This window comes from Emcibacteraceae bacterium (assembly GCA_041396985.1).
Taxonomy (GTDB): Bacteria; Pseudomonadota; Alphaproteobacteria; order Sphingomonadales; family Emcibacteraceae; genus Pseudemcibacter.
In genome coordinates, this window is record JAWKXO010000003.1 from 46,348 (window position 1) to 71,056 (window position 24,709).

At 43.6% G+C, this 24,709-nt stretch carries 23 protein-coding genes and 1 riboswitch; of the genes, 10 read left to right on the forward strand and 13 right to left on the reverse strand.

All coding sequences use genetic code 11. The features are described from left to right. Positions 1 to 38 precede the first annotated feature (38 nt). Entirely contained in the window at positions 39 to 2,402 is a 2,364-nt protein-coding gene (locus R3D86_08355; protein MEZ5758218.1) for a penicillin acylase family protein, read from the forward strand. Here the strand turns inward: R3D86_08355 and R3D86_08360 are convergent. The 5 genes from R3D86_08360 to R3D86_08380 form a co-directional block, all read right to left on the reverse strand. Next, positions 2,389 to 3,171 (reverse strand): ABC transporter ATP-binding protein, encoded by a 783-nt coding sequence (locus tag R3D86_08360; GenBank protein MEZ5758219.1) that lies wholly within the window; start codon positions 3,169 to 3,171, stop codon positions 2,389 to 2,391. The two genes, R3D86_08355 and R3D86_08360, sit on opposite strands and share 14 nt — an antisense overlap. Then, positions 3,168 to 4,172 carry an iron ABC transporter permease gene (locus R3D86_08365; protein MEZ5758220.1) on the reverse strand — a complete coding sequence of 335 codons (1,005 nt, stop codon included), beginning with the start codon at positions 4,170 to 4,172 and terminating at the stop codon, positions 3,168 to 3,170. Before R3D86_08365 ends, R3D86_08360 begins: the two co-directional genes overlap by 4 nt. After that, positions 4,172 to 5,041 (reverse strand): ABC transporter substrate-binding protein, encoded by an 870-nt coding sequence (locus tag R3D86_08370; GenBank protein MEZ5758221.1) that lies wholly within the window; start codon positions 5,039 to 5,041, stop codon positions 4,172 to 4,174. Before R3D86_08370 ends, R3D86_08365 begins: the two co-directional genes overlap by 1 nt. Before the next feature lie 11 nt (positions 5,042 to 5,052). Next, a complete protein-coding gene (locus R3D86_08375) occupies positions 5,053 to 6,897 on the reverse strand; it encodes a TonB-dependent receptor (GenBank protein MEZ5758222.1) in 1,845 nt (614 codons plus the stop codon). Between the two features lie 120 nt (positions 6,898 to 7,017). After that, positions 7,018 to 7,192: riboswitch (cobalamin riboswitch) on the reverse strand. Between the two features lie 24 nt (positions 7,193 to 7,216). Next, positions 7,217 to 8,167, reverse strand: a complete 951-nt coding sequence (locus tag R3D86_08380) for an ornithine cyclodeaminase family protein (protein MEZ5758223.1) — start codon at positions 8,165 to 8,167, stop codon at positions 7,217 to 7,219. 65 nt (positions 8,168 to 8,232) lie between these two features. Here R3D86_08380 and R3D86_08385 point away from each other — a divergent pair, with 65 nt between their 5' ends. The 3 genes from R3D86_08385 to R3D86_08395 all read left to right on the forward strand — a co-directional run bounded on the left by R3D86_08385 (position 8,233) and on the right by R3D86_08395 (position 10,580). Then, the gene (locus R3D86_08385; protein ID MEZ5758224.1) at positions 8,233 to 9,513 is read left to right on the forward strand and encodes an FAD-binding oxidoreductase; all 1,281 of its coding nucleotides are present in this window, start codon (positions 8,233 to 8,235) and stop codon (positions 9,511 to 9,513) included. A 92-nt stretch (positions 9,514 to 9,605) separates the two neighbouring features. Further along, positions 9,606 to 10,184: a response regulator gene (locus R3D86_08390; GenBank protein MEZ5758225.1), complete on the forward strand. Its 579-nt coding sequence runs from the start codon at positions 9,606 to 9,608 to the stop codon at positions 10,182 to 10,184. Next, positions 10,185 to 10,580, forward strand: a complete 396-nt coding sequence (locus R3D86_08395; GenBank protein MEZ5758226.1) for a hypothetical protein — start codon at positions 10,185 to 10,187, stop codon at positions 10,578 to 10,580. Between the two features lie 4 nt (positions 10,581 to 10,584). Here the strand turns inward: R3D86_08395 and R3D86_08400 are convergent, their stop codons facing one another. Together R3D86_08400 and betI are read right to left on the reverse strand one after the other, a co-directional pair. Further along, the gene (locus R3D86_08400) at positions 10,585 to 11,781 is read right to left on the reverse strand and encodes an aromatic ring-hydroxylating dioxygenase subunit alpha (GenBank protein MEZ5758227.1); all 1,197 of its coding nucleotides are present in this window, start codon (positions 11,779 to 11,781) and stop codon (positions 10,585 to 10,587) included. A 105-nt stretch (positions 11,782 to 11,886) separates the two neighbouring features. Further along, positions 11,887 to 12,522 carry a transcriptional regulator BetI gene (gene betI / locus R3D86_08405; protein ID MEZ5758228.1) on the reverse strand — a complete coding sequence of 212 codons (636 nt, stop codon included), beginning with the start codon at positions 12,520 to 12,522 and terminating at the stop codon, positions 11,887 to 11,889. 191 nt (positions 12,523 to 12,713) lie between these two features. Here betI and R3D86_08410 point away from each other — a divergent pair, with 191 nt between their 5' ends. From R3D86_08410 to R3D86_08420, 3 genes are read left to right on the forward strand one after another with little or no spacing between them, the layout of a single operon-like run. Beyond that, complete coding sequence (locus tag R3D86_08410) at positions 12,714 to 14,330, forward strand: NAD(P)/FAD-dependent oxidoreductase (protein ID MEZ5758229.1); 1,617 nt, start codon at positions 12,714 to 12,716, stop codon at positions 14,328 to 14,330. Next, positions 14,323 to 15,894, forward strand: a complete 1,572-nt coding sequence (locus R3D86_08415) for an NAD(P)/FAD-dependent oxidoreductase (protein MEZ5758230.1) — start codon at positions 14,323 to 14,325, stop codon at positions 15,892 to 15,894. The genes R3D86_08410 and R3D86_08415 overlap by 8 nt, the downstream gene beginning before the upstream one ends. Beyond that, positions 15,891 to 17,096, forward strand: coding sequence for an aminomethyltransferase family protein (locus R3D86_08420; GenBank protein ID MEZ5758231.1), 1,206 nt, complete (start codon positions 15,891 to 15,893; stop codon positions 17,094 to 17,096). Before R3D86_08415 ends, R3D86_08420 begins: the two co-directional genes overlap by 4 nt. Before the next feature lie 26 nt (positions 17,097 to 17,122). Here R3D86_08420 and R3D86_08425 read toward each other — a convergent pair whose 3' ends face one another. Beyond that, positions 17,123 to 17,758 (reverse strand): TetR family transcriptional regulator C-terminal domain-containing protein, encoded by a 636-nt coding sequence (locus R3D86_08425; GenBank protein ID MEZ5758232.1) that lies wholly within the window; start codon positions 17,756 to 17,758, stop codon positions 17,123 to 17,125. A gap of 107 nt (positions 17,759 to 17,865) precedes the next feature. On the opposite strand from R3D86_08425, the gene R3D86_08430 reads away from it, so the two are divergent. Continuing rightward, positions 17,866 to 18,303, forward strand: a complete 438-nt coding sequence (locus tag R3D86_08430; protein ID MEZ5758233.1) for a YeeE/YedE family protein — start codon at positions 17,866 to 17,868, stop codon at positions 18,301 to 18,303. Continuing rightward, complete coding sequence (locus tag R3D86_08435) at positions 18,303 to 18,713, forward strand: DUF6691 family protein (protein MEZ5758234.1); 411 nt, start codon at positions 18,303 to 18,305, stop codon at positions 18,711 to 18,713. Before R3D86_08430 ends, R3D86_08435 begins: the two co-directional genes overlap by 1 nt. A gap of 78 nt (positions 18,714 to 18,791) precedes the next feature. On the opposite strand, the gene R3D86_08440 is transcribed toward R3D86_08435, so the two are convergent. The 5 genes from R3D86_08440 to R3D86_08460 form a co-directional block, all read right to left on the reverse strand. Next, positions 18,792 to 19,049, reverse strand: coding sequence for a DUF6356 family protein (locus tag R3D86_08440; protein ID MEZ5758235.1), 258 nt, complete (start codon positions 19,047 to 19,049; stop codon positions 18,792 to 18,794). 178 nt (positions 19,050 to 19,227) lie between these two features. Next, complete coding sequence (locus R3D86_08445) at positions 19,228 to 19,689, reverse strand: Lrp/AsnC family transcriptional regulator (protein ID MEZ5758236.1); 462 nt, start codon at positions 19,687 to 19,689, stop codon at positions 19,228 to 19,230. A gap of 79 nt (positions 19,690 to 19,768) precedes the next feature. Further along, on the reverse strand, positions 19,769 to 21,142 hold the full coding sequence (locus tag R3D86_08450; protein MEZ5758237.1) for an FAD-binding oxidoreductase: 1,374 nt from the start codon (positions 21,140 to 21,142) through the stop codon (positions 19,769 to 19,771). Positions 21,143 to 21,211: 69 nt separating this feature from the next. Then, complete coding sequence (locus R3D86_08455; GenBank protein MEZ5758238.1) at positions 21,212 to 22,186, reverse strand: zinc transporter ZntB; 975 nt, start codon at positions 22,184 to 22,186, stop codon at positions 21,212 to 21,214. Continuing rightward, positions 22,183 to 23,136, reverse strand: a complete 954-nt coding sequence (locus R3D86_08460; GenBank protein MEZ5758239.1) for a mechanosensitive ion channel — start codon at positions 23,134 to 23,136, stop codon at positions 22,183 to 22,185. Before R3D86_08460 ends, R3D86_08455 begins: the two co-directional genes overlap by 4 nt. Before the next feature lie 186 nt (positions 23,137 to 23,322). Here R3D86_08460 and rimK point away from each other — a divergent pair, with 186 nt between their 5' ends. Continuing rightward, positions 23,323 to 24,702 (forward strand): 30S ribosomal protein S6--L-glutamate ligase, encoded by a 1,380-nt coding sequence (rimK, locus tag R3D86_08465; protein MEZ5758240.1) that lies wholly within the window; start codon positions 23,323 to 23,325, stop codon positions 24,700 to 24,702. Positions 24,703 to 24,709 lie beyond the last annotated feature (7 nt).

Consider the following 24,709-nt stretch of genomic DNA (forward strand, 5'->3'; position numbering starts at 1 on the left):
ATTTTATTGTCATAAGATTATGGGTGAAAGTGCGTGCGATGAATTTTAAAAAATGGCTGGTTCGTATTTGTCTGACTATCGGGTTTCTTGGTCTGGTTGGTGTGACTTTTCTTTATATGGGGTTTCGGGCAAGCCTGCCGCAACTGGACGGGAGTGTAAATTCGGCCGAGCTGCAATCAGCCGTTAAGCTTGAACGGGATAGTCGGGGAAACGCCACTTTAAGTGCTGATTACAGAAATGATCTTTCATACGCTACGGGCTATCTTCATGCGCAGGAGCGTTTCTTTCAAATGGATTTATCAAGAAGACTGGCGGCAGGGGAACTTTCGGAGCTTTTTGGCGGGATAGCGCTAAAGACGGATATGACCAACCGCTTACATCGGTTTCGTAGTCGTGCCGTAGCAGCCATTAATGCACTACCTCAGGAACATAAAGTGCTGCTTGAAAAATATGTGGCAGGTGTCAATGCCGGACTTAACGATCTTGGCAGTAAACCATTTGAATATTGGCTTCTGGGGGTGTCGCCAAAACAATGGACCGTTGAGGACAGTTTTCTGGTGATTTACTCCATGTTTTTTACCCTGCAGGATTCAGGCGGAGGATTTGAATGGCAAAATTACCTGATAAAACAATCCCTTGATCCGGCACTTACCGCATTTCTGCTTCCGACCCGGACAAAATGGGATGCGCCGATCCAGCAGGATGATAAACCTTTGGTACAAACCGCTATCCCACCGTCATCAGTGCTGCCAAATATCCAGCTGGCGTCGCTGGATTCTGATGACGACCCCATGCCCGGTAGCAATAACTGGGCCGTATCAGGTGATATTACAAAAACCGGGGCCGCTATGCTTTCCAATGATATGCATTTAAGTATTCGTGCGCCTTCTATCTGGTATAAACTGCGACTTAAGCTTAATGATGGTTCGCTTGATGTGACGGGTGTTTCTCTTCCAGGGACACCGGCAATTGTGGTTGGCAGTAATGGTTCAGTGGCCTGGGGGTTTACCAATAGTAATATTGATACGTCCGACATCATCAAACTTAAACTTAACCCGCAAAATGCAAATCAGTATCTGACGGTAGATGGCTATAAAGATTTTGAGGTTGTTGACGAAGCCATCCATGAAAAAGGCGGAAACCCAATAACATTTACCGTTAAAGAAACGATCTGGGGGCCGGTAATGGATTTGCAAAAGGGTGAGACATATGTATTTCGCTGGGTTGCCCATGTAACAGGGGCAGTTAATATGGGGCTTCTGAATATGGAAAATGTCAAATCCGTTAAAGAAGCCCAATCCTATGCCGGGACTATGGGCATTCCGGCACAAAATGCAATGCTCGTGGATAAAGACGGTAATATCGGCTGGACCATTTTCGGTATGCTGCCCAGACGAAGTGATGGTGATTATAGCGATATTATGGACTGGTCAACGGGTGATAAGGACTGGTCAGGATGGTATTCATCAGAAGAATATCCCAAAGTTTATGATCCGGATAATCATAGACTTTGGACCGCGAATGGCCGGGTTGCCAGCGGTGCCGATTTGGAGAAACTTGGCAGCAACAGATATGATCTTGGCGCGAGGGCGCAGCAAATCAGGGATGATCTTTTTGCACTTGATAAAGATGTTGTGGAACAGGACCTTTATAATATCATGCTTGATAACAGGGCCGTGCTACTGACCCGCTGGCAACAGCAGCTTCTGAACGTGCTTAAAAATTCAGGCGATAGCGCGTTTGACCAATATATCAGGGAAATTGAAAACTGGGGCGGCAAAGCCGATAAAAACTCGGTCGGGTTCAGATTGGTTCGTGATTATCGACGACAGGTATATGAAACACTGATGGGAAGCATTACGGCGCCCTGCGTCAGTTATAATGAAGAATGCAATTATGATAGTGCCACCAAATATTGGGAACAGCCGCTCTGGCAACTGGTCACAGAAACGCCGGATGGATGGTTACCTGCCGGATTTGATAACTGGCAGTTTTTCTTTGAGAAGCAGGCCTTTGATGCCTGGAAGCCGGTGATAATGGGTGAAGATGATCTGGAAAATTATACATGGGGCGAGCAAAATCGGGCAAACATAAAACATCCGCTTAGTGCGGCTGTACCGTTTCTGGGAATGATGACAGATATGCCGATGGACCCGCAGTCTGGGGATACAGAGAATATGCCCCATATATCGGGCCAGTTTAAAGGCCAGTCAGAACGAATTGTCGTCAGTCCGGGTTTTGAGGAAAGAGCCATCATGAACCTGCCGGCGGGTCAGTCCGGCCATCCGTTATCCCCATATTACGGGGCGGGGCATGAGGACTGGGTCAGGGGTAAACCGACACCCTTCCTGCCGCAGGAGACCAAATGGACGCTGGAATTTTTGCCGCTTACTCCGAATTAAGAAGCTTGTCAGCAATGATGAAATTATCGCCATCTTTATCAAACCGGCGTGCTTTGATCTTATAAGTGTTTTGCAGGTTTTTATCGCTCAGAACGTCACCCGGCTTGCCTGAGGCTACAATCTTTCCTTTATCGAGCAATATAAGGTCGTCACAATATTTCTGTGCAAAATTCAGATCGTGAATAATCAGCAAGACACCATGACCATTCTTGGTCAATTCTTTTAAAATATTGAGAATTTGAATCTGGTGATAGGGATCAAGGGATTCAATTGGCTCGTCAGCCAGCAGGAATTCCGCTCCTGTCACAATGGCGCGGGCAAGCATAACCCTGGCCCGTTCGCCGCCGGACAGGCTTGTGGTAATTCGCATTGAAAGGTGATCAACATTTGTTTTTTTCATGGCTTCCAGCGTCAATATCTGATCTTTACGGGTCGTGGACTGCCACGGTGAAAGATGGGGAATACGTCCCAGTGAAACCAGATGGCCAACTGTAAGCGGCCAGTGAACGGGCGCGCCTTGTGCCGCGTAGGATATTTTACGTGCTCTTTCCTTTAGCGGCCAATCGGAAATATCCTTGCCATCCAGGGTGATTTCACCAGCACTTTTATCAACCACGCCCAAAATAGATTTTAACAGAATAGATTTTCCGGCACCATTCGGGCCTATAAGTCCAACCAGTCTGCCGCTGCTGATGTCAAAGCTGACATCCGATAATATTTTCTGCCCTTCAAGGGAAACAAGCAGATTTCTAATGCTTAAGTGGCTCATCTCATTTCCTTTCTCGTTTTATAAACGATGTAAAGGAACATTGGGGCCCCGATTATGGCAGTCACCACGCCCAGCCGCAGTTGCCCATAGCCGAATGGTAGACGGGTGAGTAAGTCCGCGGAGATAAGAAGTATGGCCCCGAGCAGGGCTGAGGGAAATAGTAATCTTCCCGGCGCATAACCGATGAGCCGGCGGACAATATGGGGAACCACAAGGCCGACAAAGCCAATGGCGCCGCAGGCGGCAACCACGGCCCCTACCGATAGGGCGCCGCCCAGAATGATTTGAAGTTGCATGCGTTTGGTATCAATGCCAAGTGATCTTGCCGTATCATCACCAAGACTTGTGGCATCAAGACCATTTGAAATTCCCAAATGCAGGGCCCAGCCCAACAAAATAAACGGCAGCGAAATTGAAATGTCTGAAATGGTTCTGTTTTCAAGGGATCCCAGCATCCACATGATCATATCCTGCAATGTCATTGGATTTGGCGCAAAATTCATGGTCAGGGATATAGCGGCGGTGGATAGGGAACTGATACCGATCCCGGCGAGGATCAGGGTCAGAACGCTACTGTCCCGCATTGAAATAAGCACCAGAATTGCTGTAGATACCAATGCGCCAAAGATGGCCATCAGCTGAATGGCGGCCGGAAATATGGAAGAAAGCCCAAAATAAATGGCGATGACAGCACCAAGTGCAGAGGTCGAGGTAACCCCGATTATTCCCGGGTCTGCCAGCGGATTTCTCAGCATGCCCTGAAGCGATGCACCGGACAGGCCAAGTGTGGCACCGGCAAGGATACCCATAAGTACCCGGGGCAATCTGAGATCAACGACGATGATCGATACGGCCCCTGTCCCCTGCCCGAATAATGCCTCTATAACTTCGGATGGGGATAATGATACGCTGCCAATAAAAAGAGACAGAAAAGAAATCAACACCAGACCAATGATCAGGGCAATATTAAAATTTCTGTATGGAAGAACCTTAACTGCCATTATGGGGTCCTATCCTTTGACAGTAACGTCTTTTCCCCTTCATCATGGATGTAATCGGCAATTTCAATACTGAAAAGGCTGCCACAGGAAATCATGTCACTGGGGATTGACACTGTTGGAATTTCGGCCATGATTTTCTGAATTTCAGGATGACGGGTAAGGCTCCAATGGGACACTTCAACATCGCTTTGACCAAAAAAACTTGTGACGATAAGATCAGGGGGATTCATAAGCAGTTTTTCAAGTGATAAAGGCTGCCAGCCGATAGTACCATTTTCTTCGGCAAGGGATTTAAACCCGGCCAGTTTTATTATGTTGTCAATATAGGTGCCCGTCCCACCCGTATAACCACTTGGTGTGATATAGGCAGCCCTAATGTCTGATTTTGGTAATTTTTCAAGCTTTGAAAGTCGGTCAATATAGTCAGTTTTTATCTTTTCGGCTTGCTTATGTCGGTTCAGCACTTCACCAAAATGCTCTAAATTTTTCAATAATATATCTGTCTCATAGCCATATTGGGGCGTATCCGTTTCTATGCCGTAATTTTTTAGTGCGGGCTGGATCATAAATGACCAGTCAGTGCCAAGCACCACATCCGGCTTCATCATGAGTATTTCTTCAACAGTGCCGCCATACTGTTTTAGTCCGGCTGCCCGATCACGATAAAATGAATTTTGATCCTTAGCATATTTTGAGACGGCTATGATCTGCTTTGGATCAGCAAGGGCAAGCAGATATTGATCGGCACAAAAATCCAGTGATACTGCCTTTGGTAATTCGTCCGCAAAAGTAAATAATGAAAAACAGGAAGTTGCAGTCGCAGAAAGTACAGCGAAAATAACACATCTGATTTTTGCGACTGCGTCCATTATTATATCCCCTAGAACTTTACCCGTGCTCCAATATAACCTGATCTGTCCGGTGTGCCATACTCAAATACCTGCTGATATTCTTTGTTAAACAGGTTATCAATCCGGCCATATAGTTCCAGCATTTCAGTAAGCTGATAAGAGGCCCGGAAGTCAAACCTTGTCCAGCTCTCCAGTGAAGCAGAGAAATCTTCTGTGCGAGACGTATAAGTGGCACTTAAACCAAGCTTCATCGGTTCAAGCGGTGACCAGATAATCTCAGCAAAAGCCGTATTTTTTGGAACCAGCAGTAATTGTGTGCCAAGACCTATGTCCTTGCTGTCGGTATACGTATAGTTGGCGTATACTGATATTGTGTCATTCAGCTCGGCATTCAATGAAAGTTCAATACCTTTTGATATGACCTTATCAACATTTTGATACTGGTAGATAAAAAAGTTGGGATCAATCAGGACATAATTGATTTTATCCTTAAAATTCTGATGGAAATAGGTGGCCCCCAAAAGAACCTTTCCATCCAAAGCGGATTGTTCAATACCGATTTCCCATCCCTTTGAACGCTCCGGCATTAGATCAAGGTTGCCGTTAAACGGGTGGGTGAGCTGGGTGATGGTTGGTGCCTTAAACCCTTCGGCCCAGTTTGAGAAAATTTTGGTTCCGCTTTCTTCAATATAATAAGCGGCTGTAATGCGCGGCGTATAAGTATCCCCTGCCTGACTATGATCATCATAACGCACGCCGGCGGTAAAGGTCAGGCCCTTTATACCCTGCCAGTCAATTTCTGAAAAGGCGCTATCCATATTAAACTTTTGGGCATCCGTATTATTGGCTTCCGCTTCAACCTCTTCATGCTGAAGGCCGAATGATACACCAAAGGCGTCATCAATTTTGTAATGGCCGAAATAATCAATATTTATCCGGTTGCTTTTTGACTGGGGAGTAAGGATATTGCCTGTTTCATCTTCGCGTAGTGTGTTTGAATATTGAAAGGAAAATGTGTTTATAAAATTTCCGTCCAACAATTCAAGATGGCTGCGTGATGCCAGAAGATATTCTGTGGTGTGATCAACCTTATCCGCATCCTGAAGTGTGTAAAAGGGTGGCAGATAGTCATCAAATTCATTACGGCTTTTGGAAAAATGCCCGATAAATTCAGTTGAAAAATTGTCGGTCAACTGACTACCCACTTTTGAATTAAGGGATATGTTATGAAAACCGTCAGCTTCCATATTGCCGTTATTTTCATCAGCTTTTGAAATGCCGTCCGTGGTAATACCACGGGCCGCAAAATTAAAATGAAGTTTTTTGTCGCCACCATGAATATTGGCGCCACCGTTAAAGGTAGTATAGGAACCGCCCTCCACAAAGGCGCCACCGCCAAGGCCATCACTTCCTGAATTTGTAATGATATTAACCACACCACCCATTGCATCCGAACCGTATAAAAGTGACTGTGGTCCACGAAGTACCTCAATCCGTTCAATGGCATTGACATCATAATTTGCGAAATTGGCACGGCCATCGGGGGAGGCACCATCATTGATCTGAACACCGTCCATTAGAACAACGACTTCAGTCGTTCCGCGAATACGGAGCGACGAAACACCACCAAAAGAACCGTTCTGAGTTGCAGTTACACCCGGTATTTTTGTCAGAATGTCTTTTAAAAATACGGTTTGTGCAATTTCAATATCCTCCGCTGAAACCACAGAAATACTGCTGCCGATGTTTGATAGCGGTTTGTCGTAACGTGTTGCTGTTGTGACAATCACGTCCTCTGCCGTTGCTGCGTATAGGGGGAAAGATTGGATGAAGGCCGTAAGACTGACCCCGCTTAATATAATTGATTTTTTCATAATGATATCCTCATAAAGTATAAATTTTGCTCTATACTTGAGGATGAATGTGATGCCTCCCGTACAAAGCGAGTGATATCACCCGTACGGAAATTCCGCTCCATTCACTGACCCGGTAAATAGGTATGGCGATCAGACGGCAGGTTTCCTGACTTATGGATACTCTCTCAGTCTCGCCTTCCCGAAATTTTCAGTGGCTTATGAAACCGAGCACTCCAATCACAGTTGCGGGTACAGTCACGGCATTCCGTGTTCCCTTTTACCCCCGAAGGGCACCATCTGGCTTAAGTGATACTCTTAATTAAAATGAAGATCAATATTATTTGAGGTTTGTTTTCTGGTAGGCAAGCTTGGCCGCTATCAGATCCTCAAGCGCTGTACCGACTGATTTAAAAAGCGTGTTGGATTTTGTGTAATCAGGTTTAAATGTGTCTTTGACCATTCCGAACAGGTCATCTTTTACATCATTTTTTGTTATAATGCCTTGATCGATCGGCTGTAAAATGTCTCCCGCTTCTGAAAGTGCGCCGTCAAATGTATCTACATAAATATTTGATGAGGCTATTATATCATTATCAGCTTCACGCATATCATAGGTATATCCCCCGACAAGATCGATATGCCTGTGTTTATTTTCTATTAGCCATTTTCCTTTTAAAATTGGCTCTCTCGCCAGGGTCGCGCAGGATATAATATCGGATATGTCGGCGTATTTTTCGGGGTTGTTAACAGCTTCTATATTAACAGAAGGGTTAATTGAAAGTTTTTGTGCAAGCTTTTCCGCCTGTTCAAATCGCCGCCCCCAGATATATATGTTTTTAAGTTCACGCACCTTTTGATGGGCGCGGATCAGGTGAGAGGCTATTTTCCCGGTACCCATCATCAGCAGACTTTCAGACTTTGGGTTAGACAACAGGCTTGAAGCCAGTGCAGAGGCGCAAGCCGTTCGTCGGGCGGTCAGCTCGTCCCCATTCATTATGGCCTTCACTTCGCCGGTTGTGGCGTCGGAAAGAATGTAGGTTGACTGGACGCTTTCAAGTCCGATCTGATGGTTTTCCGGGCAAACCATCACCATTTTTAAGCCCATCATACCGCCCCGCTGCCAGCAGGGCATAAGCAGCAGGCTATTTTCCGTGCCCCTTTTCGTTGTAATTTGATGACTGTGTCTTAAGGGGACTTCCCCGCCTTGCTTAAATCCGTCCCTTAATGCACGAATGAGTTCGTCATAAGGTAGAAGGCAGGAGAGTTCTTCAGCACCAAAATATTTCACTTATTATCCTTTTATTTTTGATTTATATTACAAAATAATTTTCAACAACAATGCCGTAAAACCATATGACACAACAAGTAAATAATTCTCTTTGGTCACTTTCAAGGACATCAAAGCTTGAGACAAATATACTCAGTCATGATCAAAAAGCTGATGTGGCAATTATTGGTGGTGGCTTTACGGGTATTTCTGCTGCCCTTAGGCTGGCGGAAGCAGGAACGGATGTGGCCGTGGTAGAAGCAGAATATAGCGGTTTTGGCGGGTCCGGCCGAAATGTTGGGTTGACCAATGCGGGACTATGGATAAATCCGGAAGATGTGGAAAAAGCTATTGGCAAACGCCACGGTGCGGCCCTTAATCAGTTCCTGAGCCGCGCCCCTGACCTGGTTCATGATCTGATTGATGAACATGAAATTGAATGTGATGCAGTACGGAACGGAACATTACATCTGGCTCATGATGAAAAAGGTTTAAAGGCGTTGGAAGAAAAAGCGTGGCAGATTAATGCCCGTGGTGGAAGTGTCATGCTGCTGGATAAGGCGGCTACCTTTAAATTAACTGCAGCAGAAAACTATCTGGGGGCAATTCATGATATGCGGGCAGGCACCATTCAACCCCTTGAATATTGTCATGGGCTCATGAGAGCTGCAAAAAAAGCGGGTGCAAAAATATTCACATCATCCCCGGTATTAAGCCTTCGGTTCAAGCGTGGCCAATGGCATTTAAAAACGCCTAAAGGATTTATCAGGGCGCATCGGGTATTGCTGGCAACCAATGCTTATCTTGAACATATTTATCCGATCATCAGATCGTCTTTTACCCCGATGTATTATTCACAAATGGCATCAGACCCGCTTAGCGATGAACGGCTTGCTCATTTCCTGCCCGGAAAAAACGGAACCTGGGATACGCGTCTGGTGATGCGGTCTTTCCGGACGGATGCCGCCGGCAGGTTAATTATCGGCACCATTGGCAATATTTATAGTGAAAATGCACCGCTCCTCAGCTCATGGGCCGACAAAATTATCAAAGAAACTTTCCCGGAAGTGGGCCCTGTAAACTGGACCTATAAATGGTCAGGCCGCATTGCCTGCTCGGAAAAATATGTGCCCAACATTCATGATCTGGGAAGAGGGCTTTATAGTATTTCAGGCTTCAGCGGTCGGGGTATTGCACCGGGTACGGCGCTTGGGCGGGTTATGGCAGATTATCTTTTGGGGCGTGTTGTCTCCCGTGATTTACCGCTACCGCTCAGCACTGTTAATTCAGTGCCATTGAATAAATTAAGAGAGCTTTTCTTTGAAGGGGGAAGCCAGCTTTCGAAAATTTATGATCATATAGTCTGAATTAAGATAAGAATTTTTATCTGTTTTTTCCAAAAATAATTAAATTGCTTAAAATGTAACCTTCTATTTATACTTTGTAAGTAAAATAGGCCGTGATTAAAGATGATGCCGTAATTTTAAGATGGACAGAAATTAATATGGGGAAAACTGAAATCTCAGATTTAACGATCCTTATTGCTGATAATAATTCATTTATTGCAAAGACATTATTCTCTATTTTAGAGGCGTTTGGCGCAAAAAGAATAATACTCTGTGATGATCTCGATGATGCAGAGAAAAAGTTCTACAATATCGACGTTGACTGTATTTTTGTCGACTTTATGATGAATAAAAGAGCGGGCCTTGACTTTATAAAAAAAATAAGAACCAAGCCCGGAACAAAGAATGATCCGGAATTACCAATCATTCTGGAAACAGGTGTCACAGATATAAAATCAGTTATTTTGGCAAGAGATGCCGGTGTTACAGAAGTTATAAGCAAACCGTTTTCGCCGGCACAAGTGCTTCAAAAATTGGATAGTGCAATAAACCGTAAGCGAGAATTTATTCAATCAGAAGATTTTATCGGGCCAAATCGTCGCCGTCATAAAGAAAACAATTCAGAATGGAACGGGGAAAATGATCGTCGCGGGGCAAATTTGGATAAATTAAAAAAAGCTATGGATAATTAAATGAATGAGCGCTTAGATAAAGAACAAATGCTAGCCCGCGCCAATAGTGCAGTGGAAAAAGCAGGACTTGAATTTGCTGCAGAACTGAAACAAAGAATCAGGGAACTGGAGATTGCGATCCGGCAAAATAATCGTCAGGACGCTGTGTTGATGGCCTATAATCTTGAATCTGAGGCCTCAACATTTGGCTGGCCACGTGTTACACGTATCTGCAAATGGCTTCGGAAAATTTTTTCAGGTGAATTTGATACGGTGCCTGAAGCTGAAGAAGTTTTTGGCGCGTTAAATGCCTTAAAAACAATGGTCAGTAATCCTGAAGAGCGTGATGAGCAACGTGATGCAGAGCTTTTTGAAAAAATCTATCCGTCGCTTAAAAGAGTGATTTCAGATATCTAAAAAACTACGAAATAGCCTTCAGATACCAATTCAGAAAATGTTGCGGGAAATACTCCATTTCTGAAAGACGTCCGGGCTTGTAAAATTTTGAATTAACCCCTTTCTGATTATTCACAATAATTTCTTCGTCATCCAGTATTGTCACATGCCAGAGCCAGGTTAAATCTTCCAGCTTATAATCTTTTCCTTCTTCCGCGTCGGCGCGTACAAACCAGAATAAATCACATATGCAATCATCAATTGAGACGGGCAGAAACCGATAGCCAATCATATGATCATCATAAATCAGGAAAAAAGTAACGGGGCCAACCAGAAATTCAGAGGCAGCCCCGTCATATTTCTCAAGGTTTCCAAGTAACGGGGCAACAGGGCTACCATCCTTGCTTCCGCTCTTTTTTCCAGGAAGAAGGGGATTTCGGTCATACTGATATCCTTCCTCCCCGGGAATGGCGAGATCGAAATAGTAGGATGAGGCTTTGGTTCTCACATTACTTGGAGGATTTTCTTTTAAGGCTTCTTTCTGTTTTCTGAACTTTTCAGGATTTTGGGCCATTGAATGTATTTTTGCAAAGTCTTTGTGCGAAGGGGCGCAGTGATAACACTCCTGATAATTTTCGACAGCCAGTTTCCAGTTGGATTTTACCGGATAGCATGTTTGTTGGGCCAGTTTCATATTGTCAAAACCGAACTGCTTAAACATGTCTTTTAGGTCATCCCTCATGGCATTTAGTGAAAGAGGTTTTTTTGCCAGACTTATAAAAATAAGCCCACCCACAAGTTCGACATGGACTTTATGAAGACCGTTTTCACTTTTTTCAAAATCGTCCGCCATTATGCGTGCGGCAATCAGATTTCCATTGAGATCATAACTCCAGGCGTGATATGGGCAGGTGAAGTTTTTTGCGTTACCCTTTTTCTCAAGGCAGACACGTGATCCACGATGCCTGCATACATTTAAGTGGGCTTTAATTTTTCCTTCTTTGTTACGGCATAAGATGATTGATTCATTTGCAAATTCGACTAGAAAATAATCCCCCGGATTTGGGATTTGTGATGTGTGACCGGCAAGGAACCAGTTTTGGAAAAAAATTTTTTCCAGTTCCCTTTCATAAAGTTCGGGATTCTTATAAAAATTCTGTTCCAGCGAGTAACCTGGCTTATAATCTTTGATCAGATCGCAAATTGATTTATCGGCACCCATTCGAATTGATTGCTCCATTGGTATTTTATTGTACAATTGTACAATAAAAGGCGATATTAAATTTTGCAATTTATTTTGCGCAATAAAAAAGTATTTAAAGCACTATTATAAAAAGGCGCTTTTATGGTGCGGGAAGATTTGTCTTAAATACTGCATCATCACCTTTTCCGCATCCTGGCGTTTAAATTCCTGATTGGAAATAAGAATATTAAGCCAAAGCCCATCGGCCATAGCGACAATGCTTTTTGTTAAAAGAGAAACATCAATATCCTGATAGTTTCCATCAGTCACGAGATCATACAGCAGATTTTCAAGTGTGTCCGTATAATCTGTCACTCTTTCCTGGCTTATTTTTTTATAGACAGGTCTTGATTTCGCCTCTCCCCAGAAAGCAAACCAAACGGCCAACTTCTTATTATCTGCAACAGCTGCCTGATAATCAGACCTGAGCAGGGCAGCAAGCTTATATGCAGGATCATCATCGGCCTTTTCAAGCGCGGTTCGCCAATTTTGTTCATATTCGAGGCGCAAATGTTTCAATGTTTCATTGAGCAGGTTTTCTTTGCTCGTAAAATGGAGATTAACAATTCCCTGACTGAGGCCGGCTGCCTTTGAAACATGGGATAACGTTGTGTCACTCAGCCCCCGTTTGGCAATCGATTGAATGGCAGCTTCGATTAGCTGACGACGTCGTACATTTTTGGCGACACGTCTTTTTGAGTTAATTTTGGCAAGGGCCATTCTGGAATCTCTTATGTTTAATTAGTGGCATTTTATAATATTAAAAACATTAGTCAATATAATAGGTTGATTAAATTTACTGAATATATATTCATTCATTTAATGCTGGACAATTAAATATTCAGTTGGCATATTTTAAAATAAATCAAGGGCTGATTCTTGAAGGGTTGCCTGCTAAGGGAAACGAAGCGATGAAAAAATATGATGTGATAGTTATTGGTGCGGGACATAACGGCCTGACCAATGCGGCGTTTCTGGCAAAAGCGGGGCTTGATGTCCTGATGGTCGAAAAAAATGATTATATTGGTGGCGCGTCGGTCAGCCGTAACCTTCATAAGGACTGGATGTATTCAAACTGTTCCTATGTCTGTAGCCTGTTCAGACCGGAAATTTACCGTTATCTGAACCTGGGTAAACACGGGCTTCAGGTTGTCACCTATAATGGTGGGTTTTCACTCACCGACTGTGGTGATTATCTTGGCAGTTATAGTGATCATGATGTGATGCGCCGTGAAATCCAGCGCCACAGTCCGATCGATGTAGATGCCTATGATCGTTACTATACCGAAATGGCAAAATGGTGCCGTTTTATCCGACCGCTTCTCCTTCGTACACCGCCTGACCCGACCAGCTTTAAAATTCGTGATCTGGATGAGCTTCGGTTCCTTGCTAAAAAATTCGGTGAACTGGGTCCTAAAGATCTGCATGACTTTATGCGCTTTTTTACGATCAGCGTTGGTGATTTTGTTGATCAGTTTTTTACCTCTGACCTGATTAAAGCACACAAGGCGGGTTCTGCGGTTGTTGGAACAAATCTGGGGCCTTATTCGCCGGGGACGGCTTATGTGCTTCTGCATCATTATATGGGCGATGTGGACGGGGCAACCGGGGCATGGGGGTTTGCGCGTGGTGGTATGGGCGCAGTGGCAAAAGCACTCGCCGGCGCTTTTCAGGAACATGGCGGTGAAATCAGAACGGGTTCCGGCGTTGAGCAGATCACGGTGAAAAACGGCAAGGTTACTGGGGTGCGACTTGAAAATGGTGAGGAAATAAAGGCGGACCGCGTTGTTTCAAACCTTGATGCCAAGCGGACATTTCTTGGCATTATGGACCCGAAAGATGCGGGGGAAAAAGTGGTGAAAGCCGCTAAAAGGTTCAAAATCCGTGGCTCGTCCGGCAAACTGAATATTGCACTAAACGGCGTTCCGGAATTTTCGGCGCTTCCAAAAGACAGCAAGCTTATTCAGGGTGATTTCCATGTGGTTGACAATATGGAAGCGTATGAGCGTGCCTACGACGAATGGAAAAGCGGAACCTGGTCAAAAAGCCCTTATCTTGACGTCCTTATCCCGTCCCTTACGGATCCGACAATGGCACCACCGGGCAAACATTTTATGTCGGTTTTTGTTCAATACTGTCCTGAAAAAGTCAACGGTCAGGACTGGACACCTGATTTGATAAAACAGTTTGGCGAAACAGTTATCAATACCATTGCCAAATATAGCCCGAATTTTAAAAGCCTGATTGAGCATGTTGAGGTCAGAACTCCCAGTAAAATTGAGGAAGAAATCGGTCTGACCGGCGGTAATATTTTCCAGGGGGAATTATCCTTAAGCCAGCTGATGTTTAACCGGCCATTTCCCGGATATTCACAGTATCGTGGCCCGGTAAATGGCATGTATATGTGTGGGTCCTCCACCCATCCGGGAGGCGGCGTTATGGCGGCACCCGGTGCCAATGCGGCCCGGGAAATACTCATGGATATGAAAGTAAGCACCACCGTGCCGGAGGATGAAGGCGATGACTGATAGCGTAAAAAATAAATATGATGCCATCATTGTCGGCGGCGGTCATAACGGGCTGGTCTGTGCAACTTATCTGGCAAAAGCCGGTAAGAATGTAATTGTGCTTGAGGCGAACAGCCAGGTTGGTGGCGGCGCAGTAACAAGCGATCTATGTTACGGCAAGCGGGTTTCTGCATGTGCCCATTATCTTAACCAACTTAATAATCAAGTATTAAAAGACTTAAATCTTTCGGCGCATGGGCTAAAATTAGCAGCAAAAGATCTGTCAACTATTTCACTTGATAAAGATGGCGATCATCTGTTTCTCACTAAAAACTCCGCCAAAGGTGGTGGCATCACGAAAGAGGAAGCGGATGCCTATAAAAAATTTATGGCACTTATCCATGATTATGCGAAAACGCTGGGGCACTTGATTGATAGTCCGCCGATTGATATTTTTAATCCGGACTGGGATGACAAACTGGTGGCCATGAAGCTTGGTTGGAAGCTTAGGGTCGGGCTTGGCGCGGAAAAAATGTCAGAACTGCTTCGAATGATAGGAATGAATATCCGCGATGTGCTGAATGACGAATTTGAAAATAATAAGCTGAAAGGCGCATTATCCTTTGATGCAGTGCTGGGAACCCATACAGGCCCTTATTCGCCGGGTAATTTTCTTAATTTTCTTTATCGCTATGCCGCTGGCGATAGCGGGGCGCTGCATATTCCGGAAGGGGGAATGGGTGCCGTGAGCAAGGCCATGGCCGCCTCAGCCATTGCGTCAGGCGTAGAAGTCAGGACGGACGCAAGGGTGCAGAAGATAAATGTTGAAAATTGTGTAGTCAGAGGTGTGACATTGGAAAGTGGTGAGGTCATCAGTTCTGATATGGTTATTTCCAATGCCAATACCAATACAACTGTTTTTGATTTGGTCGGAACAAAACATTTTGAAGCTGATTTTGTGCTTCGTATGACCAATTACCGCATGCGCGGGGCAACGGCAAAATTACATATAGCCCTTCATGCTCTTCCCGACTTTAAAGGACTTTCGAAAGAAGATCTGGTCAATCGCCTGCTGATTGCTCCTGATCAGGAGGATGTCGAACGGGCCTTTAACCATGTAAAATATGGTGAAGTTTCCCCTTCCCCGATGATGGAAATATCAATTCCGTCATTGGTTGATAAAAGCATCGCTGACAATGGCCATGTTTTAAGTGCATCCGTTCAATATGCGCCCTATGCCCTGAAAGGCGGCTGGACAGTGGAGGCAAAGACAGCATTTCTTGAAAGCTGTATCGAAAGAATAGCTGAATATGCACCAGATATCAGGGAGCAGATAGAACATGCGGAAATTTTAACGCCTAAAGATCTGGAAGATCGCTTCGGAATGGTCGGTGGTAACTGGCACCATGGAGAACTGACCCTTGACCAGATGCTAATGCTTCGCCCGGTTCCGGAAGCATCAAGATATGCGTTGCCGCTTGACGGGCTTTACATTTGCGGGGCCGGGGCTCATCCGGGCGGCGGTGTCATGGGCGCTGCCGGGCGTAATGCTGCGAGAGCAATTCTTAAGGGAGAAGTGAAATGACCACGCAGATTGATAGGGATCACTGGCGCAGTGCTGTCAAATTTTCACCTTTTTATAGCAAACTAAAAGAACATGATATGGTCAATATGTGGCATCGGTGGGCGGGCTATACGGTGCCGACTGTGCTTGAAAATACGACTTTTGAATATTTCGCCATTCGTAATACGGCAAGCCTATTTGATCTAACACCAATGTCAAAATACCGGATTTGGGGTCCGGAAGCTCTTGATTATATGAACCGCTTGTTGCCCCGCGATATGACAAAATTACGCGTCGGTCGGGTTGCTTATACAGTCTGGTGTGATGACGAAGGGATGGTGATTGATGATGGAACCGTTTTCCGGGTGACGGAAGATGAATATCTGTTATGTGCTCAACAAAGGCAGATGGAAATTTTGAAGCGGAATGCCATTGGCTTTGATATTGAATTTGAAGAAGTATCGGACGAGATTGCTGCCCTTTCCTTCCAGGGTCCGATCAGCTGTAAAATCCTTAAAAATATGGGGTTTAAGGATATTGAGACCATGAAGATGTTTGATCTTCGTCATTTCGAGTTTCCGGGTGGTGAGGTGATGATATCCCGTTCCGGCTATACTGGCGATCTGGGCTATGAAATCTGGATGAAGAATGAGCAGGCCGAGCCATTTTGGGATGCTATTTTTGAAGCGGGAAAGGATTATAATATCCGTCCGATAGGTGGCGATGCCCTTGAGATAGCCAGGATTGAGGCCGGTCTTATTGCGGCCAATGTTGATTTTTCGCCCGCCAATGAAACGGTGCGTCCGGGACATGCCAAATCACCGTTCGAACTGGGCCTGGACTGGCTCGTGAAACTGGATAAGGGAGTGGTTTTTAACGGAAGACGTGCTTTGTTAAAGGAAAAACAGCAAGGCTCAAGGTACCGCTTTGTCAGGCTGGATGTCGAAGGGAATAAGACGGCGTGTAATGCTTATCTTTTTGATAGGGAAAATGGCAAGAATATAGGCTATGTCAGCAGTGCGGCGTGGGCACCGTCGGCAAAGAAAAATATTGCTCTCGGGTTTGTAGATATGCCCCATGGTAAAGTGGGGGATATTATCTGGGCGGAGATTTATTATAAAAAAGAGCTTAAATGGAACCGGCGTTGGGCAAAATGTACGGTCATGGGTGGTCCTGCCTGGAACCCACCCAGAAAAACAAAAACGCCACCAGATGATTTCTAGACTTATGTATTATGGACTAATGATTATCAGCCACTGATTATAAGGCCTGTTGAGCTTTCAATAAACTGATAGGCAGTATCTAGGCTTTTTCTTTGCGAAAAGCCTTCAGGATCCAGACAGCATTCAAGCCAAAGTCCATCAAGCAAGGCATAAATACCAATTGCCAGAGACCAGGTATCACGCCCTTTTAAAGAAAATTTTTGCTGTCTGTACGCTGTTTTAAGAATAGATTCTATTGCATCTATATATTGTTGATACATTTCCTTATGCGCAATCCTCAGGTCATGTTCGCTTAATGTAATCGCCCAAAAGGCAAGCCATACTCTTAAATATTTTGGGTCGACATCATCAGGGGCAAAAGTGCTCTCAATATATACTTTTAACGCATTCAGGGGGTTTGTATCCATGGCAGCAATTTTTGCCTTAAATTCTTCCAGGAATAAATTTGAAAAATATTTATAGCTTTCTGCAATGAGCTCTTCTTTGCCTTTAAAATAATGGGTCAGTAGTCCAGGGGCCACGCCAGCGTAGCCAGCAATTCGACGTACAGTCGTTCTTTTGTACCCAAAATTTGCCAGTGAGCAGATGGTTGCATCTATAAAAAGCTGTTTTTTATCAGGATTTTTTTTATCAACTTTAAATAAATTTCGGCCATCTTTCATTTAAATATGCTCTTTTCAGGTTTAATTTATGTTAGAGTAGTACAAAATTTTTCTGTAGTCGTCTGATTTATTGGAAAAATTAAATTTCATAACTAGAGAGGTTAATTATGACAGAATTTACACCTTTTGCGTCATTCATAGGCGGTGCGTTGATCGGGCTTTCCGCTGTGCTTCTAATGCTATTCCAGGGCAGTATAGCCGGTGTCAGTGGCATTTTAGGCAGGCTCTTGCCACCCTGGACCGAAACCAAAGGTCTGGATTGGCGGGCAGCCTTTATTTTTGGCATTATTATTTCTCCCATTCTGGTTAAGCTCGTTACCGGTCAAAATATTGAGCAGGTTGTATCTGACAGTAAAATTGTCATGATCTCAGCAGGTCTGCTCGTTGGATATGGAACCGGCCTTGGTAGTGGATGCACCAGTGGCCATGGCGTTTGCGGCATTTCGCGCCTATCCATGAGATCCATTCTGGCAACGGTGTCTTTTATGTTATCCGGTTTTTTAACCGTTTATATCATCCGCCATCTTATTGAAGGGGCATTCTGATGGGTAAAATTATTTCTGCTTTGATTGCCGGTTTGATTTTTGGACTGGGCCTTATAATTTCGGGTATGAGTAATCCTGCCAAAGTATTAAATTTTCTTGATTTAGCTGGTACGTTTGATCCCAGCCTTCTCTTTGTCATGGGCGGTGCAATTATAGTTGTATTTACCGGGTATAAACTTGTGTTGAAACGTAAAACGCCTATTTTTGACAATGCATTTCACATACCGACCCGCAAAGATATTGATAAAAACCTTATTATCGGTTCTGTAATTTTTGGAATTGGATGGGGTATTGGCGGATTTTGTCCGGGGCCGTCATTAACGTCCGTACTGCTTGGAAGTGAAGGAATAATTTATTTCTTCCCTTCACTTGTTGTTGGGCTGATCATAACGAAAATTATTAAGGCTTAATGCACCTGCATATAAACTTTCACTCATGAGGCCTGTATTATGCAGACCTCATAAAATTTCATTTAATGAAATATATCATTAAGCAGATTCTGTTTGTTCAAATGCACCGGAGATACTTTTTGAAGGGTCCCTTTTATCCCGATTATGAACCATATCATCCATCAACTGGCTGATTATTCTGCTGCCCGTTTTTTCAAACAGAAATGGAAAAAAAGCGTGGGTCAGGCAGGCAAGAAGTGCCAGTGTCAGTTTACCACAGAATGAGAGTGCGGATAATAGATGTCCGAAATATGTTTCGCCAACTGAAGCAGGGTGCTCGGTAAAAGAAAATCGCATGTCTGTTATCCTTATTGTTTGTCCTATATTTAGTTTAGGAAAGATAGCATGTGCGGAAGAAAAGATTTTTGCTTTCTTCAATAAAATTTGCGATTTTCTAGAAAAAATATATTAATATAAATTATAATAATAGTATAAATTTACATTAATTAGGCAATATTATGAAAAATAAGCCTTCTTATACGTAATTTAGCGGAAGTTTTGTCGTACTTTTTATTTCTTCCATTACGAAGCTGGAGCTGACATCGTAAAGATCATCAATTTTTGAAATAATATCCTGATAGACCCTGTCATATTCTGACATATCCGGCACCAGTATTTTTAGCGAGTAATCTGTTTCGCCGCTTAAGCGTAAAATTTCAACCACTTCCGGAATGTGGATGAGAGAGTTTCGAAATTTAATCAGCCAATCTTTTGAATGCTGACTGGTTTTTATATTTACAATGACAGTCAGACCCAGATTGAGTTTCTTCTTATTGACAAGTGCGACCCGTTTTTCGATATAGCCTTTTTCCTCAAGAATCTGTACCCGCCGCCAACATGGCGTCGTGGATAGGCCGACTTTTTCAGAAAGTGCAGAGGTTGAGATGGTGGCATCTTCCTGCAGACATTTTAAAATCTTTTTATCAAATTCATCCATGATCCGTCTCCCCTTTATTATAGAAAATAATTCTATTATTTTGCGATAGAATCGCAATCATATACTAAATTGATACTGTTTAAAAGATTACGCCCGGGTTTAAAATATTTTTCGGATCCATGGTTTTTTTGAGCAGCTTCATCAGGGCAATTTCTTCCTGTGACCGACTATGAGCCAGCCAGGCTTTTTTCTCCCTCCCGATACCATGTTCTGCTGAGACGCTCCCTCCTATTGTTTTAAGCGGATCATAGACGATCGCATTGGATTGTTCATGCAGGCTTTCATCACCCGTGTTCGGGCAAATCATCAAATGAAGGTTACCATCGCCGATATGACCGATGACGTAACAATTTGCCTGCGGCCAGGTCGATGAAAATTTTTGCTGTACCTGTTCAATATAATTTTCCATATGTTTAATTGGAAGACTGACATCATATAAAAATAAAGGGAAATTCCTTAATATTGGCTCAAAACCTTCTCTGACAATCCAGATGGATTTTCGTTCCTGTTCTGACTTGGGAATGATGGCATCGATAATAATATTTTCCTCCATAGCACTTTCTAAGGAGTTCATGAAAATATTGTTGTCTGATTGCACGTCAGTCCCTGTACATTCGGTAATTACATAATAAGGATGATCTCGGCTCATTGGGGCCTTGTGGCCATCCGGACCTGTCACTGCCTGAAAATAATTGCCCCACATAACCTCAAAGGCGCTTAATCGGGGTCCGGCTTTTTTCTTCATATGGTTTAAAAAACGGATTACGCAAGAAAAGCTATCTAATCCCACCAGGGCAGTCTGACAGTTGGTTGACGCCGTTTCAAGTTTGACAATGATTTTGGTGATGATTCCAAGTGTGCCTTCGGAACCAATGAAAAGCTGTTTTAAATCATACCCCGCATTGTTCTTGATTACCTTATTCATGGAGGAAATTACAGTGCCGTCTGCCAACACGGCTTCAAGCCCGAGAATATGATTTCGCATCATGCCATAACGGATCACATTAATTCCACCTGCGTTGGTTGCGGCGTTGCCACCGATAGTACAGCTTCCTCTTGCGCCAAGATCAAGAGGGAAATAGAACCCTTTTTCGGCGACGGTTTTTTGTACATTTTCCAGAATTGCTCCTGCTTCAACAGTAACGGTGCCGCCTATTTCATCAATTTCCTCGATCGCGGTCATCCGTTCTGTTGAAATAATTACGTGATCTAATGTTGCGTCGGCGGCTTTTGCGCATCCTGTCAGGCCGCCATGGGTTACAATTATCTGACCTACGTCATTGCATTTTTTTATTATCTCGGAAAGCTGTGCAGTAGAAGTTGGCTTGATAACGGCCTTGGCAGTAATCGGGGTGGCATCCCAATAACTGCTTGCGCGGTTTGAAATGCTGTCCCCTGTCAGGACTGCTTTTTCTCCATAGTCTGCTTTCAGCTTTTCAATAAAAAATGACATTTATCTTATTTCTTTTTTTGAGTGTTTTGTGATTAGAGTTTTGCTTCTCATAAAGCATTCAACTGTTCTTTAGAACCATTTCTGAATCTTAAATACGATTATTTGCCCAACAACTATGGCAGCTAAAATTGCGCAGAATATCCAGAAGGAATAGGCATAATCGGCACCCGGAATTCCCCCTACATTAATGCCCAATAATCCGGTCAGAAACCCTAGCGGCAGGAAAATGGCGGCGATAACCGAAAGGACATACATATTTTTATTCAGTCTGTCCGATAACATATTTGCAAGTTCATCTTTTACGATTTGTGCCCGCTCTCTAATTGCATCAAGATCCTCTACATGGCGTAAGACATTGTCATAATTTTCGTATAAGTAGCGTTTTTGCGATGTAGTTAGCCACTCCATCTCAGAAATTCTCAGTTGGCCAATAGCATCTTTTTGTGGTGCCATATAGCGTCTGAAGATAATGGCTTTTCGCCTTATGTCGATGATATTTTCCCTTAACGATAAATCAGGATCATCCAGAATTTTTTCCTCAATATCGTCTGTCCGTTCATCCAGTTCAGTAATTACCGGTTCAATGCGTTCAAATAAGCGTGTAATCAGCATAGTTACAAAATGCCCGGCATCGGTTGGACCACGGCCATTCTCAATTCTTTCCTTAATATCAAGAATGGCTTTAAGCTGCCGTTTCTGAACGCTAATAATTCTGTGTTTGTCGACCCACATTCTGATTGAAACCATGTCTTCGGGGTCAGCATCCAGATTGAGGTTCGCGCCTCTCAATATAATAATGGCCCCGTCACCGATTTCGGTAATACGAGGGCGGGTTTCCTCAGCCAGTAATGCAGATACGACAAACGGGTCAAGATAGGAAAGCTCATTTTCAAGCCACTCACGCGCCTGGGGATTACGAGCATCAAGATGAACCCAGGCCAATTGCGCATTCTTGATTTTCTGGCTGGCAACTTTAATATCATCAATGGCACTTCCACCGCCTTTGCCATCAAAATCATAAGCGAGCAACATAGTTTTCGTCATTTTAACTCACCTAAATTCTTTACATATACATCCCTTTGTGGATATGGAATTTCGATATTATTTTCTGCAAATTTATCCCATATGGCAAATAGGACATCACTTTTGGGCCTTTTTCTGCCTTCTGCAACATTATCCACCCAGAAATAAAGGGTGAACATCACTGCACTATCTCCGTAAGAATCAAGAAAACAATCGGGAGGTGATACTGTGCTTGATTTTGGGTGTTCATTTGCGGCTTCCAGCATAAGTTCATATGCTTTTTTAATATCGCTTTTATAAGATACGCCGATATTTATCTCTACCCGGCCGAGCGTGTTTGTATATGTCCAGTTCGTTACGCTGTGAGTAATAAAATCTTCATTGGGGATCATGATTTCCCTGTTTTCGAAGGTTTCAACAAGTGTGTATCTGGCACCCGTATGCCTGACAAATCCTGTGGTGCCATTTTCAAGTTCAATGAGATCGCCGACAACCACAGTTTTTTCAAATAACAAAATAATGCCACTAATAAAATTTGAAGCTATCTTCTGTAGACCCACACCGATCCCGATCCCAATAGCACCGCTAAAGATAGCCAGGCCGGTCAGGTCGATATCAAGAAGATCAAGGGCAACGAGAAACGCAATAAAATATACAAGGATCTGCAATGCCTTTACGATCAGAGAACGGTTACTTGCCGTAATTTTGTTAAGCTTCTGAATATGCCCCTCACCAAAATCGGCGACAATACCGGCAAGCCAGAAAAGCAGGACAATTATAATAGCGGCCCGGGTAAGCAAATAGACCGAATAACGGTTAGATCCGAGTTGGAATGACATCGCATCGGAATCAAGAAAGTTTTGAATAGGGGCTAAAAATCCGGAAATGCCAAGAACAAAAAAGCCGACCACAACGAGCAATAGCAGCAGTTTAGCGACCCATGTCTTTGGTTTAAGAATTGATTTCCACATATAGAACTCACCCTGATTTATTCTTTTTTATTATTGTCCAGAAATTACTTTTTATAAAGCACAAACATCATTCCATTCAATATTGGGGAATAAAAAATATTTAGGATTATCGGGTTAGCCTATTTGACATAAATAGTAATTATCCTCTAAATGAAGCCAATACGAATAAAGGAAATTGGATTGAATATGGAAAATATTGTAGTTGGATGGGAAGAATGGGTGACTTTGCCGGAATTGGGTTTGCCAGCATTGAAGGCAAAAACGGATACCGGCGCAAGAACATCCGCCTTACATGCATTTTCTATTCAGCCTTTTGGTAGTGAAAAAAAGCCCTTTGTCAGATTTGGAATTCACCCGGTTCCGGATAATCCGGATATTGAAGTATTTTGTTCCGCACGGGTAGTAGACAGAAGAGAAGTGACATCTTCAAACGGCCAGAAAGAGCTAAGATATGTCATTAAAACACCAATAATTATTGGAAAAAGAAAATGGGATATTGAAATAACACTGACCAATCGCGGAAATATGGCCTACCGTATGTTATTGGGACGAACGGCCCTTGAGGAAGTCGCGGTCCAGCCAACGCAAAGTTTTATTCAGGGACAACTGTCCTACCATTTATATGATAAGATTGCCCGACAGAAGCCGATTAAACGGCCACTCAGAATTGCAGTTCTCACCAGAGAGCCAAATAATTTTTCGACAAGAAGACTGGTGGAAGAAGCCGAAAAAAGAAATCATGTTATTGAGCTCATCGATACCAAAAGATGTTATCTCAATATTCAAAGTCATAATCCCGAAGTTCATTATGACGGTAAACCACTTCCAGTCTATGATGCCGTCATTCCACGAATTGGCGCTTCGCTGACCTTTTATGGCATGGCGGTTGTCAGGCAGTTTGAGGCTATGGGAACATTTTGTCTTAATAGTGCAGCATCAATTGGGGCATCGCGTGATAAACTGGCCGCCCATCAGATTTTGGCAAGGCACAGAATACCTATGCCGACAACGGCTTTTGCTAACTCTCCTAAAGATACAAACAGTTTACTTTCGTTGGTAGGCGGCGCTCCTACCGTGCTTAAACTTTTACAAAGCACACAGGGAAGAGGTGTCGTGCTGGCGGAGACAAAAAAAGCGGGGGAAGCTGTGATCAGTGCGTTTCAGGGACTTGATGCCCATTTTATCGCCCAGGAATTTGTAAAAGAGGCGGCGGGGTCGGATGTACGCTGCTTTGTTGTCGGTAAGAAAGTGGTCGGCGCTATGATGAGAACGGCTGATGCAGAAGATTTTCGTTCAAATTTACATGCTGGGGGTAAAGCAAAACGGGTTGCTTTAAGTAAAGATGAAAAAGCCATTGCCATCAGGTCAGCAAATGTCCTTGGTCTGACAGTCGCCGGAGTGGATTTGATAAGAACGGAAACTGGATCAAAAGTTTTGGAAGTCAACAGCTCACCCGGTCTTGAAGGATTAGAGAAAATATCCAGAAAAAATGTTGCTGAAAAAATAATAGAATATATTGAAAATAATGTATCTTCCACAGTCCGGCAAAGCCGCAAAACCAGATAATAAGTAG

Coding starts and splice junctions, on each gene's coding strand:
- R3D86_08445 (MEZ5758236.1), bottom strand. CDS start 19,689: ATGGATGAATTTGATAAAAAGATTTTAAAATGTCTGCAGGAAGATGCC.
- R3D86_08355 (MEZ5758218.1), top strand. CDS start 39: ATGAATTTTAAAAAATGGCTGGTTCGTATTTGTCTGACTATCGGGTTT.
- R3D86_08420 (MEZ5758231.1), top strand. CDS start 15,891: ATGACCACGCAGATTGATAGGGATCACTGGCGCAGTGCTGTCAAATTT.
- R3D86_08370 (MEZ5758221.1), bottom strand. CDS start 5,041: ATGGACGCAGTCGCAAAAATCAGATGTGTTATTTTCGCTGTACTTTCT.
- R3D86_08365 (MEZ5758220.1), bottom strand. CDS start 4,172: ATGGCAGTTAAGGTTCTTCCATACAGAAATTTTAATATTGCCCTGATC.
- R3D86_08360 (MEZ5758219.1), bottom strand. CDS start 3,171: ATGAGCCACTTAAGCATTAGAAATCTGCTTGTTTCCCTTGAAGGGCAG.
- R3D86_08410 (MEZ5758229.1), top strand. CDS start 12,714: ATGAAAAAATATGATGTGATAGTTATTGGTGCGGGACATAACGGCCTG.
- R3D86_08450 (MEZ5758237.1), bottom strand. CDS start 21,142: ATGTCATTTTTTATTGAAAAGCTGAAAGCAGACTATGGAGAAAAAGCA.
- R3D86_08455 (MEZ5758238.1), bottom strand. CDS start 22,186: ATGACGAAAACTATGTTGCTCGCTTATGATTTTGATGGCAAAGGCGGT.
- R3D86_08430 (MEZ5758233.1), top strand. CDS start 17,866: ATGACAGAATTTACACCTTTTGCGTCATTCATAGGCGGTGCGTTGATC.
- R3D86_08435 (MEZ5758234.1), top strand. CDS start 18,303: ATGGGTAAAATTATTTCTGCTTTGATTGCCGGTTTGATTTTTGGACTG.
- R3D86_08385 (MEZ5758224.1), top strand. CDS start 8,233: ATGACACAACAAGTAAATAATTCTCTTTGGTCACTTTCAAGGACATCA.
- R3D86_08460 (MEZ5758239.1), bottom strand. CDS start 23,136: ATGTGGAAATCAATTCTTAAACCAAAGACATGGGTCGCTAAACTGCTG.
- betI (MEZ5758228.1), bottom strand. CDS start 12,522: ATGGCCCTTGCCAAAATTAACTCAAAAAGACGTGTCGCCAAAAATGTA.
- R3D86_08425 (MEZ5758232.1), bottom strand. CDS start 17,758: ATGAAAGATGGCCGAAATTTATTTAAAGTTGATAAAAAAAATCCTGAT.
- R3D86_08375 (MEZ5758222.1), bottom strand. CDS start 6,897: ATGAAAAAATCAATTATATTAAGCGGGGTCAGTCTTACGGCCTTCATC.
- R3D86_08395 (MEZ5758226.1), top strand. CDS start 10,185: ATGAATGAGCGCTTAGATAAAGAACAAATGCTAGCCCGCGCCAATAGT.
- R3D86_08440 (MEZ5758235.1), bottom strand. CDS start 19,049: ATGCGATTTTCTTTTACCGAGCACCCTGCTTCAGTTGGCGAAACATAT.
- R3D86_08415 (MEZ5758230.1), top strand. CDS start 14,323: ATGACTGATAGCGTAAAAAATAAATATGATGCCATCATTGTCGGCGGC.
- rimK (MEZ5758240.1), top strand. CDS start 23,323: ATGGAAAATATTGTAGTTGGATGGGAAGAATGGGTGACTTTGCCGGAA.
- R3D86_08400 (MEZ5758227.1), bottom strand. CDS start 11,781: ATGGGTGCCGATAAATCAATTTGCGATCTGATCAAAGATTATAAGCCA.